This is a genomic window from Pantoea cypripedii (genome assembly GCF_011395035.1).
Classification (GTDB): Bacteria; Pseudomonadota; Gammaproteobacteria; order Enterobacterales; family Enterobacteriaceae; genus Pantoea; species Pantoea cypripedii_A.
The window spans coordinates 3,855,418-3,869,123 of record NZ_CP024768.1 but is presented as its reverse complement, the minus strand read 5'-3'; the positions used below and the strand labels follow the sequence as shown (position 1 = coordinate 3,869,123).

General features: G+C 54.1%; 12 protein-coding genes. 7 read left to right on the top strand and 5 right to left on the bottom strand.

Annotated features, from left to right (window positions below):
• The first annotated feature begins 126 nt into the window (after window positions 1-126).
• Entirely contained in the window at window positions 127-3,942 is a 3,816-nt protein-coding gene (gene yhdP / locus CUN67_RS17975; RefSeq protein WP_208716678.1) for an AsmA2 domain-containing protein YhdP, read from the top strand.
• A gap of 65 nt (window positions 3,943-4,007) precedes the next feature.
• A complete protein-coding gene (gene tldD, locus CUN67_RS17970) occupies window positions 4,008-5,453 on the top strand; it encodes a metalloprotease TldD (RefSeq protein ID WP_084877214.1) in 1,446 nt (481 codons plus the stop codon).
• 75 nt (window positions 5,454-5,528) lie between these two features.
• On the opposite strand, the gene aaeR is transcribed toward tldD, so the two are convergent.
• On the bottom strand, window positions 5,529-6,446 hold the full coding sequence (gene aaeR, locus CUN67_RS17965) for an HTH-type transcriptional activator AaeR (protein WP_208716677.1): 918 nt from the start codon (window positions 6,444-6,446) through the stop codon (window positions 5,529-5,531).
• 269 nt (window positions 6,447-6,715) lie between these two features.
• Here aaeR and aaeX point away from each other — a divergent pair, with 269 nt between their 5' ends.
• The 4 genes from aaeX to CUN67_RS17945 all read left to right on the top strand — a co-directional run bounded on the left by aaeX (window position 6,716) and on the right by CUN67_RS17945 (window position 10,264).
• A complete protein-coding gene (aaeX, locus tag CUN67_RS17960) occupies window positions 6,716-6,919 on the top strand; it encodes a p-hydroxybenzoic acid efflux pump operon protein AaeX (RefSeq protein WP_013510717.1) in 204 nt (67 codons plus the stop codon).
• Window positions 6,920-6,927: 8 nt separating this feature from the next.
• Window positions 6,928-7,857 carry a p-hydroxybenzoic acid efflux pump subunit AaeA gene (gene aaeA, locus CUN67_RS17955; protein WP_208716676.1) on the top strand — a complete coding sequence of 310 codons (930 nt, stop codon included), beginning with the start codon at window positions 6,928-6,930 and terminating at the stop codon, window positions 7,855-7,857.
• A gap of 9 nt (window positions 7,858-7,866) precedes the next feature.
• Window positions 7,867-9,819 (top strand): p-hydroxybenzoic acid efflux pump subunit AaeB, encoded by a 1,953-nt coding sequence (gene aaeB, locus CUN67_RS17950; RefSeq protein WP_208716675.1) that lies wholly within the window; start codon window positions 7,867-7,869, stop codon window positions 9,817-9,819.
• A gap of 175 nt (window positions 9,820-9,994) precedes the next feature.
• Window positions 9,995-10,264: a barstar family protein gene (locus tag CUN67_RS17945; RefSeq protein WP_208717260.1), complete on the top strand. Its 270-nt coding sequence runs from the start codon at window positions 9,995-9,997 to the stop codon at window positions 10,262-10,264.
• 58 nt (window positions 10,265-10,322) lie between these two features.
• On the opposite strand, the gene yhcN (CUN67_RS17940) is transcribed toward CUN67_RS17945, so the two are convergent.
• The 4 genes from yhcN (CUN67_RS17940) to argR all read right to left on the bottom strand — a co-directional run bounded on the left by yhcN (CUN67_RS17940) (window position 10,323) and on the right by argR (window position 12,276).
• Window positions 10,323-10,586 (bottom strand): peroxide/acid stress response protein YhcN, encoded by a 264-nt coding sequence (gene yhcN, locus CUN67_RS17940; protein ID WP_208716674.1) that lies wholly within the window; start codon window positions 10,584-10,586, stop codon window positions 10,323-10,325.
• 103 nt (window positions 10,587-10,689) lie between these two features.
• The gene (locus CUN67_RS17935; RefSeq protein ID WP_208716673.1) at window positions 10,690-10,962 is read right to left on the bottom strand and encodes a YdgH/BhsA/McbA-like domain containing protein; all 273 of its coding nucleotides are present in this window, start codon (window positions 10,960-10,962) and stop codon (window positions 10,690-10,692) included.
• An 88-nt stretch (window positions 10,963-11,050) separates the two neighbouring features.
• Window positions 11,051-11,314 carry a peroxide/acid stress response protein YhcN gene (gene yhcN, locus CUN67_RS17930; RefSeq protein WP_208716672.1) on the bottom strand — a complete coding sequence of 88 codons (264 nt, stop codon included), beginning with the start codon at window positions 11,312-11,314 and terminating at the stop codon, window positions 11,051-11,053.
• A gap of 491 nt (window positions 11,315-11,805) precedes the next feature.
• The gene (gene argR / locus CUN67_RS17925; RefSeq protein ID WP_208716671.1) at window positions 11,806-12,276 is read right to left on the bottom strand and encodes a transcriptional regulator ArgR; all 471 of its coding nucleotides are present in this window, start codon (window positions 12,274-12,276) and stop codon (window positions 11,806-11,808) included.
• A 431-nt stretch (window positions 12,277-12,707) separates the two neighbouring features.
• Between argR and mdh the strand changes: the two genes are divergently transcribed.
• Entirely contained in the window at window positions 12,708-13,643 is a 936-nt protein-coding gene (mdh, locus tag CUN67_RS17920; RefSeq protein ID WP_208716670.1) for a malate dehydrogenase, read from the top strand.
• Window positions 13,644-13,706 lie beyond the last annotated feature (63 nt).

Below are 13,706 nucleotides of genomic sequence, written 5' to 3'. Positions count from 1 at the left end.
GAGTCGGGCTAAAAATAGCCCCTTTTTTGGGGTAATATGCGTTTTCGACTCGATTGTTCCGCACTGATAACGGTCAGGGCTTGAGAGGTATCGATCCGTAATCCGGCGGAAAACAAGGAGAGGTGTGTGAGGCGGTTGCCGAGGATTTTTTTACTGCTGCTCGCCACAATCATCGTTATTGTGGCGCTGCTGGTCAGCGGGTTGCGCCTCGTCATGCCGCATCTCAACAGCTACCGCAGCGACATTTTGCAGGTCATCTCCCGCGCCACTGGCGTGCCGGTGCAGGCCAGTGAGCTGCAAGGTAGCTGGGAAAACTTCGGCCCCACTTTGCAGGTGCGCGATCTGCATATTGCCATGCAAGACGCCGGGCAGCTGAACATTGGTCGCGTCAATCTGGCACTGAATATCTGGCAGTCACTTTTTCAGTGGCGCTGGCAGTTTCGCGATCTCACCTTCTGGCAGATGCACGTCGAACTCAATCGGCAGCTGCTCACCAGCGATGAACAGAAAAACAGTTTCAAACCTACGCAGATCAACGAACTCTTCCTGCGTCAGTTCGATCATTTCGACCTGCGTGATAGCAGCATCCGTTTTCTTACCCCTTCCGGGCAGCACGCCGAACTGGCGATCCCGCGTCTTACCTGGCTGAATGAAAAAACACGCCATCGCGCAGAAGGTGAAGTGAGCCTGTCGAGCTTTACCGGCCAGCATGGCGTGGTACAGGTGCGCCTTGACCTTAATGACAACAATGGCCTGCTCGATACCGGACGTATCTGGATGCAGGCGGATGATGTCGATGTGCGTCCGTGGATCGGTCGCTGGCTGCGCGATAACACCAGCCTTGAAAGCGCGCGTTTTAGTCTTGCTGCATGGGTAAATCTGCGTGATGGCGATGTTTACGCCGGAGATTTGCTGTTACGGCAGGGCGGTGCACGCTGGCGCGGTGAAAAGGGTGATCATCAGTTGCAGGTGGATGGTTTAACCGCCCATCTGTCCCGTTTCCAGAATGGCTGGATGGTGTCCGTGCCGCAAACCCGCCTCAGTACTGATGGGGTTGCCTGGCAACCGGGGCATTTCTCGCTGCTATGGAAACCCGAAGATCAACAATTGCTGGGTGCCAGCAGTGCGCCGGAAATCCGCGTGCGCGCCACCCAGCTGGATCTGCAACGCCTCGCGCCACTGATACCGCTGTTCGCGCCGCTCTCGCCAACGCTGTTCGACAACTGGCGTGCGCTGCAACCGCAGGGCTACATCGATGCGCTGGCGCTGGATGTTCCCTTACAACAACCGGAGCAAACCCGTCTGCAGGCCCAATGGCGTGATTTAAGCTGGCAACATTGGGAGCTGCTGCCGGGCATCAGCAAACTGAGCGGCAACGCCAGTGGCAGCCTGAGCAATGGTCAGCTGGATGTGGCAATGGGACAGGCCGAGGTGCCCTACGGTGATATGTTCCAGGCACCGCTACAAATTCAGCAAATCACCGGCAAGCTCAACTGGCGGCATGATGATAACGGCCTGACGCTGGATGGTCATCAGCTGGATGTGAAGGCGCGTTCGCTTTGGGCGCGCGGCGATTTCCTCTATCAGCAGAATCTCGGTAAAGCGCCACGACTGGATATTCTGGCGGGTATTCGTGTGACCGATGCCGGTGATGCCTGGCGTTATTTCCCGGAACCCCTGATGGGCCACGGCCTGACGGACTATCTCAGCAACGCAATTAAAGGCGGGCAGGTTGATAACGCCACGCTGTTGTTTGCCGGTGACCCGACACTCTTTCCATTCCGCCACAACGACGGCATGTTTGAAGTCTGGGTGCCGCTGCGTCATGCCACCTATCAATTCCAGCCGGGCTGGCCAGCGATTAACAATCTCGACATCGATCTCGATTTCGTCAACGACGGTCTGTGGATGAAAGCCAATCAGGCGAAGCTGGGCGAGGTGGACGCCCGTAATATCAGCGCGGTGATCCCGGATTACCTGAAAGAGAAGCTGATCATTGACGGCGACCTGAGCGGTGAAGGCAAACAGATCGCAGATTATTTCGAACTCACGCCACTCAAACCTTCGCTGGGCGCGGCGCTGCAACAACTGCAGATCAAAGGCAATGTTCGTGGCCAGCTTAACCTCGATATACCGCTGGATGGCGAACTGGTTCATGCCAGCGGCAACGTGGTGATGAACAATAACAGCCTGCATATCAAGCCACTCAATACCACGCTGAACAATCTCACCGGACGCTTCCGCTATAACAATGGTGATCTGGAAAGTGAAGAGATGCAGGCTAACTGGTTCGGGCAGCCGGTTGGCGTCAGCTTTAGCACGCAGGAGAATCCGGACAACTTTGGCGTCAATGTTAAGTTGCTGGGAGACTGGCAGCTGGCGAAGCTAAAAGTGCTGCCGTCGGCCATCACCAGCCAGCTGAGTGGCAATCTGCCCTGGCAGGGCAATGTCGATATCACCCTGCCGAATAAAGGTGGCGCAAGCTACAAGATAGATTTGAAAGGCGATGGCAAAGAAGTAAGCAGTCGCTTACCGGCTCCGCTGGATAAGAGCGCAGGATCCGCGCTGCCGATCACCATTGCTGCCAGCGGTGATCTGCGTGGATTTGATCTCAGCGGTAGCGTGCTGGAGCATCATCGTTTTAACAGTCGCTGGCTGCTGGAGCCACAGCTGCGGGTCGATCGCGGTATCTGGCTGAACGATGCCAAAACAACGCCGAAGCTGCCGGAAAATCGCGGTATGGTGCTGAATTTACCGGAGATGGACGGCGAAGCCTGGATGGGGGTACTGGCAGGGACAGGTGGCTCGCACAATGCCCAGGGAGAAACCAGCATCGGCGGTGCGCTGCTGCCGGGTGATGTCACGCTGCATACCCCGGCACTGCGGCTGGCAGGCCAGCAATGGCATGACGTCAGTGCCACGGTGACCCAGGGACCGACCGGGAATACCGATGTGCAGCTCGACAGTCGCGAAGCTCATGGCAGTCTGAAAACCGCACAGAATGCGCCCTGGCAGATTGCCCTTAGCTATCTTTACTACAACCCGGAATGGGCGGAGAGCAAGGATGGCACCGCATCACCGTTCGGTAGCGATACCAACATCAATTTAACCAACTGGCCGGCGCTGCAACTCAGCTGTCAGGAGTGCTGGCTGCGCGGGCAGAAGTTTGGCCATATGCAGGCGTTACTGCAACCTCATGGCGATACGTTAGCACTCACTAACGGTTCGGTAGATACCGGCAGCTCGAAGCTGAGCGTCAACGGGGAATGGGTCAATAAACCCGGAGAGCAACGAACCTCGCTGAAAGGAACGCTGAGTGGCAAGAATATTAACGATGCCACTAACTGGTTTGGTGTGAACACGCCGCTGCGCGATTCATCCTTCAAAATTGATTACGATTTACACTGGCGTGCTGCTCCCTGGCAGCCATCCGAGCCGACCCTGAGCGGGACGCTGAAATCACACTTTGGTAAAGGTCAGATTGCGGATGTCAGTACCGGTCGCGCCGGGCAACTGCTGCGTTTGATGAGTTTTGATGCGCTGCTGCGCAAGCTGCGTTTCGATTTCAGCGACACTTTCGGCCAGGGTTTCTATTATGATTCGATCAATGGCACGGCATGGATTGAAAACGGCGTGATGCATACCGATAACCTGTTAGTCGATGGCCTCGAAGCGGATATCGCCATGCAGGGTAAAGTTGACCTTGTGAAACGCGAGATCGATATGGAAGCCGTGGTGGCCCCGGAAATTTCGGCTTCGGTAGGGGTGGCCACCGCTTTTGTGATTAACCCGGTGGTCGGTGCCGCAGTTTTCGCCGCCAGTAAGGTGCTGGGACCGATTTGGAACAAAATCTCGCTGCTGCGATACCACATCAGCGGACCGCTGGATAAGCCGGAAATCAATGAAGTGCTGCGCAAGCCGCGCGAAAACGACAAGAAGTGAATTTGACGCCGCCGGGGAATTACCGCAGGCTATGAAGTATCCGAGCAAATACTGAGTGAGAAACGATGACTCTGAATCTGGTAAGTGAGCAGTTGCTAACTGCGAACAGCATTAATCAGCAGGACCTTTTTTCCCTGTTAGGGCAGCTTTCAGAACGTCGTCTGGATTATGCCGATCTCTATTTTCAGTCCAGCTTCCATGAATCCTGGGTGCTGGAAGACAAAATCATCAAAGATGGTTCTTACCATATCGACCAGGGCGTTGGCGTTCGCGCGGTAAGCGGTGAGAAAACCGGTTTTGCCTACGCGGACCAAATCACCCTGAATGCGCTACGTCAGTCGGCTGAAGCCGCACGTAGCATCGTACGTGAACAGGGTAATGGCAAAGCACATACCTTATCGGCGGTAATCAACCGTTCGCTGTACGCAGCGGTGAACCCGCTGGATAGCCTGACGCGTGAAGACAAAATCGCTTTGCTGCATCGTGTTGATAAAGTTGCGCGCGCCGCTGACCCACGCGTGCAGGAAGTGAATGCCAGCCTGACCGGAGTTTACGAGCAGGTGCTGGTGGCGGCCACTGATGGCACACTGGCGGCCGATGTGCGTCCGCTGGTGCGTCTGTCTATCAGCGTCCAGGTGGAAGACCAGGGCAAGCGTGAGCGCGGATCCAGCGGCGGTGGTGCCCGTACCGGTTATGAATTCTTCCTCGCCGATGAAAGCGGTGATGTGCGCGCGGATGCCTGGGCGCGGGAAGCGGTGCGTATGGCGCTGGTTAATCTGTCAGCCGTCGCGGCACCGGCGGGAACACTGCCAGTGGTGCTGGGGGCGGGCTGGCCTGGCGTGCTGCTGCATGAAGCGGTCGGTCACGGTCTGGAAGGCGACTTTAACCGTCGCGCGACCTCGGTGTTCAGCGGCAAAATGGGCCAGCTGGTGGCATCTGAGCTGTGTACCGTCGTGGATGATGGCACCATCGAAGGGTTGCGTGGTTCGCTGGCGGTGGATGATGAAGGTGTACCAGGCCAGTACAACGTGTTGATTGAAAACGGTGTACTGAAAGGCTACATGCAGGACAAGCTCAACGCACGTCTGATGGGCGTTAATCCTACCGGTAATGGCCGTCGTGAATCCTATGCGCATCTGCCGATGCCGCGTATGACCAACACCTATATGTTGGCGGGCAAGTCCACGCCGCAGGACATCATTGAAAGTGTGGAATATGGCCTGTACGCCCCGAACTTTGGCGGCGGCCAGGTGGACATCACCTCCGGTAAGTTTGTGTTCTCAACCTCGGAAGCTTATCTGATTGAGAACGGCAAAGTGACCAAACCGGTGAAAGGTGCCACGCTGATTGGTTCCGGTATCGAAGCCATGCAGCAGATTTCGATGGTGGGCAACGATCTGGCGCTGGATAAAGGCGTTGGCGTCTGCGGTAAAGAGGGGCAGAGCGTGCCGGTTGGCGTGGGTCAGCCGACACTGAAGCTGGATAAACTTACCGTCGGCGGAACCGCCTGATAAGTCGCGTCAAACCTGGTGCGCATGAATGCGCACCCTACATCCGTAGGGGCGGCATTTATGCCGACCAGGCTGTTAATTTTTACGGTGTTGCTGGTATTGGCGCGCCACCCGTTTGAAATACTCAGTCAGATAATCGATACATACCTGCACTTTCAGCGGCAGCTTATCTTTTTCGGTATATAACGCGTACACCGGTCGTGGTGCCGACTGATATTGCGTAAACAGAATATCGATCTCACCGGTGTTGATCTCGTTTATCACCCACATCAGTGGCACATAGGCGATACCACACCCGGCTTTAAGCCAGCGAATCAGTGTCAACGAATCATTGGTGACGAAACGCCCCTGCGGTGTCAGACGTGTGACCAATCCCTCCGGCGCAATCAGTTCAAAGGTGTTATCCGGCCGCACGCTGTATTCCAGCCACGAAAGGTTATCGATTTCGCTCGGTTTTTCCGGCGTCCCCTGCTGTGCCAGATAGCTTTTCGCCGCGCACACCACCATCGGCATGGCCCCCAGCCGACGCGAGAACAGGTTAGAATCCTGCAACTCACCCACGCGTATGACCAGATCCAGGCCATTGGCGATGAGATCCGGTGCTGGGATGCCGGTGACTAAATTGACGCTCAACCCCGGATATTCGCGTAACATGTCGGCGGTCATATCGGCGAGGACATTTTGCGCCATTGTTGAGGAGCTGCCGATGCGTAAAATACCAATAGGCGTGTTGTTGAAGGCATACAGCTGCTCGTGCACCTGCATCGCCTCTGCCAGCATGCGGCGGCAGCCCTGATAATAGATTCTGCCAGCCTCGGTCAGCCCGATACTACGGGTGCTGCGATTCAACAGTTTAACCTGTAGTTCATCTTCCAGTTTCGCGACTATCTGGCTGATAGACGAAACGCTCAGATGAAGCTGACGTGCCGCGGCGGTAAAGGAACCTAATTCAACCACTTTGGCGAAGATGGACATGCCTTTAAGTCGTTCCATTGTTTACTCTGGCTAAAAAGTGATTTAGCTCACAATATGTAGAAAACGTATAGTCAAGCGCGTTACTATACGCACGCTGGGTCTTTTCACCGCACCTGAACATGGCAGCAAATCTGCCCGTGTTTGTCAGATGATACGCTATGATTAGCTCAAACGGCCTGAATGTTGCCATCAGTCTACCCGTCATCCCACTATCATCAACCCGTCGTGTTTTGTGGCGAACGGGCAGGTATCGGTGCAATCCGGCAAGGTCGAACTAAGGAACCGTAATGAGTGTGCTTCCGGTATTTGTCGTATTTGGGTTGTCTTTCCCGCCCATCTTCATTGAACTGATTGTTTCGCTGGCGCTGTTCTGGCTGGTGAAACGCGTGCTGACGCCCAGTGGATTGTATGATCTGGTCTGGCATCCGGCACTTTTTAACACTGCGTTGTATTGCTGTGTGTTTTACCTTGTATCCCGTTTATTCGTCTGAGGTTTTAAGTGAAAGCGCTAATAAGAAAAATCGCGCGCTACGCGATTACTCTCCTGCTGGTTGTCATCGCTATCGTGATCATCTTCCGCGCCTGGGTGTTCTACACCGAATCCCCGTGGACGCGTGATGCAAAATTCTCCGCCGATGTCGTGGCGATCTCTCCGGATGTCACCGGTCTGATCACCGATGTGCCGGTCCATGATAACCAACTGGTGAAGAAGGGCGACACGTTGTTCGTGGTTGACCGCCCGCGTTACCAGATGGCGCTGGATCAGGCCCAGGCCGACGTCGAGTATTATCAGGCAGTGGCGAACGAAAAACGTCGTGAAGCTGCGCGCCGTAATCAGCTGGGTACCAGCGCGATGTCGCGTGAAGCCATCGATCAGGCGAACAACGATCTGACCACCACCGAGCATCAACTGGCGAAAGCCATCGCGACGCGCGATCTGGCGGTGATCGATCTTGATCGCACCACCATCAAAGCACCGTCTGATGGCTGGGTCACCAACCTCAATGTGTATGAAGGCGAATTCATCACGCGTGGTTCAGTCGCCGTCGCGCTGGTGCAGCAGCATTCATTCTATGTGATGGCTTATATGGAAGAGACTAAGCTGGATGGCGTGCGTCCGGGCTTCCGTGCCGAAATCACCCCGCTGGGTAGCAACACCGTGCTGCGTGGTACCGTCGATAGCATTGCGGCGGGTGTCACCAACAGCAGCAGTAGCGTCGATAGCAAAGGTATGGCTACCATCGATTCCAATCTGGAATGGGTGCGTCTGGCGCAGCGTGTACCGGTACGTATTCGCCTCGATGATCAGCCGGGTAACCGCTTCCCGGCGGGGACTACTGCAACCGTGGTGATCACCGGGGATAAAGATCGCCAGACAAAAGTCTCGCCAATGACCCAATTTTTCAATCGCCTGCGTGAGTTTGGTTAAGAGGGCGATATGATTGAGTTCCTGCGTTTCCCGGTGAAGCTGACGTTTGCGCTGGTAGCCGCGCTAATGATCGGCTTTCACTTCAATCTGGAAACGCCGCGCTGGGCGGTGATGACTGCCGGGATTGTGGCGGGTGGCACCGCCTTTGCCGCCGGGGGCGATCCCTACTCCGGCGCGCTGCGTTACCGTGGCATTCTGCGTATTATCGGCACCTTCATCGGCTGTATCGCGGCCCTGACCATTATGATTGCGACCGTGCGTGCACCGGTGGTGATGCTGCTGCTGTGCTGCCTGTGGGCCGGGCTTTGCGTCTGGCTTTCCTCGCTGATTAAAGTCGAAAACTCCTATGCCCTCGGTCTGGCGGGTTACACCGCGCTGATTATTGTGGTCACTGCTGATGCCAGCGGTGGATTGACGCTGGCCCCGCAGTTCGCGGTGGAGCGTTGCAGTGAAATTGTACTCGGCATTCTCTGCGCCATTCTGGCGGACATGATTTTCTCACCGCGTTCGATTAAAAAAGTCATCGACCAGGAAGTGGATGCGCTGCTGGTGGCGCATTACAAGCTGCTGCAACTCTGCGTCGCTCACGGTGATAAAGACGAAGTCGATAAAGCCTGGAGCGCTCTGGTGCGTCGAACCACGACATTGAACAGCATGCGCAGCCAGCTGATGATGGAATCATCGCGCTGGCAGAACAGCAACCGTCGTTTGCAAATGCTGAACACGTTGTCGCTAACGCTGATTACCCAGGCTGCCGAAACCTTCCTGATTCAGAATTCACGAGCGGATTATATTCCGCCGCAATATCGCCTGTTGATCGAGAAAGACGTTAGCAGCGTTGATGATGTTCACAAACGCATGAAGATTATGCGTCGGGTGATTGGCGTCAGCAGTAAAACCACGCCACTGACGCTGGCCAGTTGGGTTGGTGCCGCCACCGAATACCTGCTGCTGATTAATGGCATAAAAAGTAACAGCCGAATCACCACGCTGGAAGAGGGTATCCTGCAGCGTGAAGTGGTGATTCAGGCGCGCTCTGCCGAAACGCATCATGCCATGATTAACGGCGTGCGTACTTTCGTTGCCACCGCACTTGGCTCGCTGTTCTGGCTCTACACCGGCTGGACTTCCGGCAGCGGTTGTATGGTGATGCTGGCGGTAATCACCGCGCTGGCGATGCGGATGCCAAACCCGCTGATGATGGCGAAAGACTTTCTGTACGGAATGAGCGTCGCGGTGCCGTTGGGTGCGCTGTACTTCATCTACATTATGCCTTCCACTCAGCAAAGCATGTTGCTGCTGTGTATTGCCATTGGTCTGCTGGGCTTTATTGGCGGCATTTTCGTGCAGCGCCGTCAGATCGGTACGCTTGGGGCACTTATCGGTACCATCAACGTGCTGGTGCTCGATAACCCGATGAAGTTCGAGTTCAACGTGTTTCTCGATAACGTTCTCGGTCAGGTCATTGGTTGTTTTGTGGCGATGATGGTGATTCTGCTGATTCGCGATAAATCAAAAGAACGTACCGGACGTAAGCTGCTCAACCGCTTTATGTATGCGGCCGTGTCGGCGATGACTACCAATCAGGCACGTCGCCGGGAGAACCATCTGCCCGCGCTGTATCAGCAGTTGTTCCTGCTGCTCAATCTGTTCCCGGGTGATATCAATAAATATCGTATCGCCCTGACGTTGATTATTGGTCATCAGCGCTTACGCAATGCGGAAGTTCCGATCAATGCGGATCTGTCGGCTTATCACCGTCAGCTACGAGCCACCGCAGACCAGGTTATTTCGACACGTAGCGATGATAAACGACGCGTCTATTTTGAACGGCTGTTGCAGGAGCTGGATGTCTACCAGGAAAAACTCCAGCAATATGCGGCACCAGGTAGCGTGACTGAGCCAGTGAAACGGTTAGCCGCAATGCTTAGCAAGTACCGCAACACATTGATTCAAATCTAGTACGGGCCGCCGCATTTATCGTGCGGCCCGCTATCACAAAACCCCCCGGATAATGCCATCTATACTTTCCTGACAGGATGCAAGCTGTCAGGAGAAGCAGGATGTCTCCCTTCTTTTACAGCAACACCCTCATTTCAACGCTTTAACGGGTAGTGGCACAGAGAGGATCGTCATGATGAGAATCGAACGTTTTGATTTCGATGAAATCGTCGATCAGGCGCATTTTTTCCGTCAGTTCAGCGACCGTTTTGCGCTGGCGGATCTGGCGATTATTGATCTGGACGATCTCTGGGAAGCGGTGACCGGCGATCAATTGCCGTTGCCGCTGGAGATTGAATTTATTCACTTAGGAAAGGGACAGAAGCGCCGCTATGGCGCGTTGATTCTGTTATTTGATGAAGCAGAAGAGGAGCTGGAAGGCCGGCTCCACTTTAATGTGAAGTAACAACAAAAAGGGCCCCGGCGAGCGGGGCCAAAGGGTTCGTCAAGCAGTTGACGAGGAATTACTTATACAGTTCAGCAGTGATGTGATAGTTGTCGCCGGTACGGGCTTCAATCACTTTATAGGCGCTGGCACCCTGTTCATCGGCTTTCTGTGACAGCTCAGCACGATAATCCATAGGCGCACCGGCAGTACCACTGATGGTTACTGTCCCCGCAGGCTGCATATTCTGAGCCTGTTCTGCAGTGACCAGTTGTGCGGCTGACGCACCAAAGGCGAGGACTGAGAGCAGGCTAGCGGTTGCGATGGTTGTTTTGATTTTCATTGTTTTTTCTCCTTTGGCAATCAACAACCTGCGGTAGTAAGGGGTTAGCGGGTCGTCGATTCATATCCAGGCGCCTGTGCGGCGCCGGATAATCATTTATCGATTATTTATACAATTCAGCAGTGACGTGGTAGGTGTCATTCTGATTGTTTTCAATGATGCGGTAGTGGCTGGCACCCTGAGCATCCGCTTTCGCTGACAGCTCCTGACGGATGTTGGTCTGGTCGCCATCACGACCACTTACGCTGATGGTTTGATTCAGCGGTTGCAGATTCATGGTGTCGGCCTGTTCGTTAGTGATCAGGTTGGCAGCGCTGGCACCGAAAGAAAGAATGGAAGCCAGGCTCAGAACTGCGATAGATAATTTGGTTTTCATGATTCACTCTCCTGAATTTGGGGTGGCAACCTGAGCGCAATCGCGTCTCAAAGGGGTCGCCATTCACACTGCGTCTTGTTTCAGTGACTTATTTATAAAGCTCAGCGGTAGCGTGATAAGTGTTGTCATTACGCGCTTCGATAACGCGGTAAGCTTTAGCACCTTGCTGGTCTGCTTTTTCACTCAGTTGCTGATGGATATCCATCGGCGAACCGGCGGTGCCACTGACACTGATGGTGCCAACCGGTTGCAGATTCATGGCCTGATCGGCATTAATAGATTCTGCGGCAAAAGCGCCAAATGACAGGGCAGATAGAATGCTCAGGGTTGCGATAGTAGTTTTAACTTTCATGATTATTTCCTCGTCTTTTGTTTTTTATCTTTTTATTCACTGTGATTTGCATCACGAAAAGAAGTATAGATCTAATCACCCATGAAATTAATATTCAGCTAATAATGTTTGGTTGTTATTCTTTGTCCTTATGACAACTTTTAATAACTGAGAGTTATAAAAACCGCCTGGTTTCTGTTCTATCGCTGTTAATTACATGTAAAAACAAGGGGCTATGTCATTTTATCTTTCTGTGCGAAATATCCCGGTTGATCCAGCTGGCTGGTACGCAGTGGGTGGGTAATATGGCTGATGTTGGTATGTAAAGCAGTGTAAAATAGCGCGAAAGGTTAAGCAGGCCAAAAGGTCCTACCAATTATCCCAAAGCGTGAGAACTGGCGGGAATATGCTTAATGCATTGTTTCCGTGAGGTTTTGGTTTAAGCGTGACGACTGCAGGGGGAGATGGCGGGATTGTTACCGGCAGGTAATCTGCCGGTAGCAGGCAGGGTTTTATAGCTCTTGTTCGAATAAAACCAGAATAGCATCGTGCAGTTGCTTCACGGTAAAGCTACGCGCGGGGGTAATAAAGATGGTGTCATCACCCGCGATGGTGCCGAGGATGCCTTCAGCTTTGCCAAGGGAATCCAGCAGGCGCGCAATCAGCTGAGCAGCGCCGGGGCTGGTATGAATCACTACCAGTGCATCGTTATAGTCGATATCCAGCACCAGGTTTTTCAGCGGGCTGGTGGTGGTGGGGACACCCAATTCGGCTGGCAGACAATACACCATCTCCATTTTTGCGTTGCGGGTACGCACCGCGCCGAACTTGGTAAGCATACGAGAAACTTTTGACTGGTTGATATTCTCGAAGCCGTCTTCCTGCAATGCCTGCACAATTTCGCCCTGAGAGCTGAATTTCTCTTCTTTCAATAGGGCCTTGAACGCCTTGATCAGCTCGTCCTGTTTAGATGGGTTTCGCATAGGTTACCAATAAAAAGAGGGATGCATCGGGCAACAGGCCCGTAGCAGATAAATTATTATGCATTTAAATGAATTTTTATGCAATAAACCAGGTGAGAATTTCGCCGGGAAAACCAGCGGGGCGGCGATCATAACAGAGATTTACCGCTGCGCCAAAATCGCGGGGTGGCACGCAAAAGCGAAGGTTGCAATGTTGTTATATTATTGAAGTGGTAACAACAAAATGACTGATCATTGCCGACCCCCTGTCTTCTGGCTGCGACCTATGATCATTCAGGCGACTTCTGAAGTGTGGATGTCTCGGGAGCCGAATTGCGGCGTCAATATTTATCGCGCGACGGGCCTTGTCGCTATCGCCTGAGAAGTTGATTACACTCGTAACCTGATGGAAACCCGGCATATCTCTGCCCCACCTTAATAAGGAGTCCAGGATGAAAGTTGCCGTTCTCGGTGCCGCTGGTGGTATTGGCCAGGCGCTTGCACTGCTGCTCAAGACCCAATTACCCGCAGGTTCAGCTCTCTCGCTCTATGACATCGCCCCGGTAACGCCGGGTGTGGCTGTGGATCTCAGCCATATTCCCACCGCAGTGAAAGTTGAGGGTTTCAGTGGTGAAGATGCCACGCCCGCACTGAAGGGGGCCGATGTGGTGCTGATCTCCGCCGGAGTGGCACGTAAACCCGGCATGGATCGTGCCGACCTCTTTAACGTTAACGCAGGAATCGTCCGCAACCTGATTGAGCAGGTGGCGAGTACCGCACCAAAAGCCCTGATTGGCGTTATCACCAACCCGGTCAACACCACGGTAGCGATTGCTGCGGAAGTGCTGAAGAAAGCCGGGGTGTATGACAAGAACCGGCTGTTTGGCGTAACCACCCTGGATATTATTCGTGGCAATACTTTTGTTGCGGCGTTGAAAGGCAAACAACCGGGCGAAATTGACGTGCCGGTGGTGGGGGGCCATTCGGGTGTCACCATTCTGCCGCTGCTATCGCAGGTGAAAGGCGTCAGCTTCAGCGAGCAGGAGGTGGCGGATTTGACCAAACGGATCCAAAACGCCGGTACCGAAGTGGTGGAGGCCAAGGCAGGTGGCGGTTCTGCGACGCTATCGATGGGGCAAGCGGCAGCACGCTTTGGTTTGTCGCTGGTGCGCGCCATGCAGGGCGAAGCCAATGTCGTGGAATGTGCTTATGTGGAGGGGGATGGCGAATACGCCCGATTCTTCTCACAGCCGCTGCTGCTGGGCAAAAATGGCATCATCGAGCGGCGACCGCTCGGACCGCTCAGTGCTTTTGAGCAGCAGGCACTCACCGGCATGCTGGATACGCTGAAAAAAGATATCGCTCAGGGCGAGGCGTTTGTGAAATAACCTGTGCTGATCAGGTGCACATAAATGTGCACCCTACGTCATCCAGCCTGTAGGGTCGCCATT

Coding starts and splice junctions, on each gene's coding strand:
- mdh (WP_208716670.1), top strand. CDS start 12,708: ATGAAAGTTGCCGTTCTCGGTGCCGCTGGTGGTATTGGCCAGGCGCTT.
- aaeB (WP_208716675.1), top strand. CDS start 7,867: ATGATTGAGTTCCTGCGTTTCCCGGTGAAGCTGACGTTTGCGCTGGTA.
- CUN67_RS17945 (WP_208717260.1), top strand. CDS start 9,995: ATGAGAATCGAACGTTTTGATTTCGATGAAATCGTCGATCAGGCGCAT.
- yhcN (WP_208716674.1), bottom strand. CDS start 10,586: ATGAAAATCAAAACAACCATCGCAACCGCTAGCCTGCTCTCAGTCCTC.
- CUN67_RS17935 (WP_208716673.1), bottom strand. CDS start 10,962: ATGAAAACCAAATTATCTATCGCAGTTCTGAGCCTGGCTTCCATTCTT.
- aaeX (WP_013510717.1), top strand. CDS start 6,716: ATGAGTGTGCTTCCGGTATTTGTCGTATTTGGGTTGTCTTTCCCGCCC.
- aaeR (WP_208716677.1), bottom strand. CDS start 6,446: ATGGAACGACTTAAAGGCATGTCCATCTTCGCCAAAGTGGTTGAATTA.
- tldD (WP_084877214.1), top strand. CDS start 4,008: ATGACTCTGAATCTGGTAAGTGAGCAGTTGCTAACTGCGAACAGCATT.
- yhcN (WP_208716672.1), bottom strand. CDS start 11,314: ATGAAAGTTAAAACTACTATCGCAACCCTGAGCATTCTATCTGCCCTG.
- argR (WP_208716671.1), bottom strand. CDS start 12,276: ATGCGAAACCCATCTAAACAGGACGAGCTGATCAAGGCGTTCAAGGCC.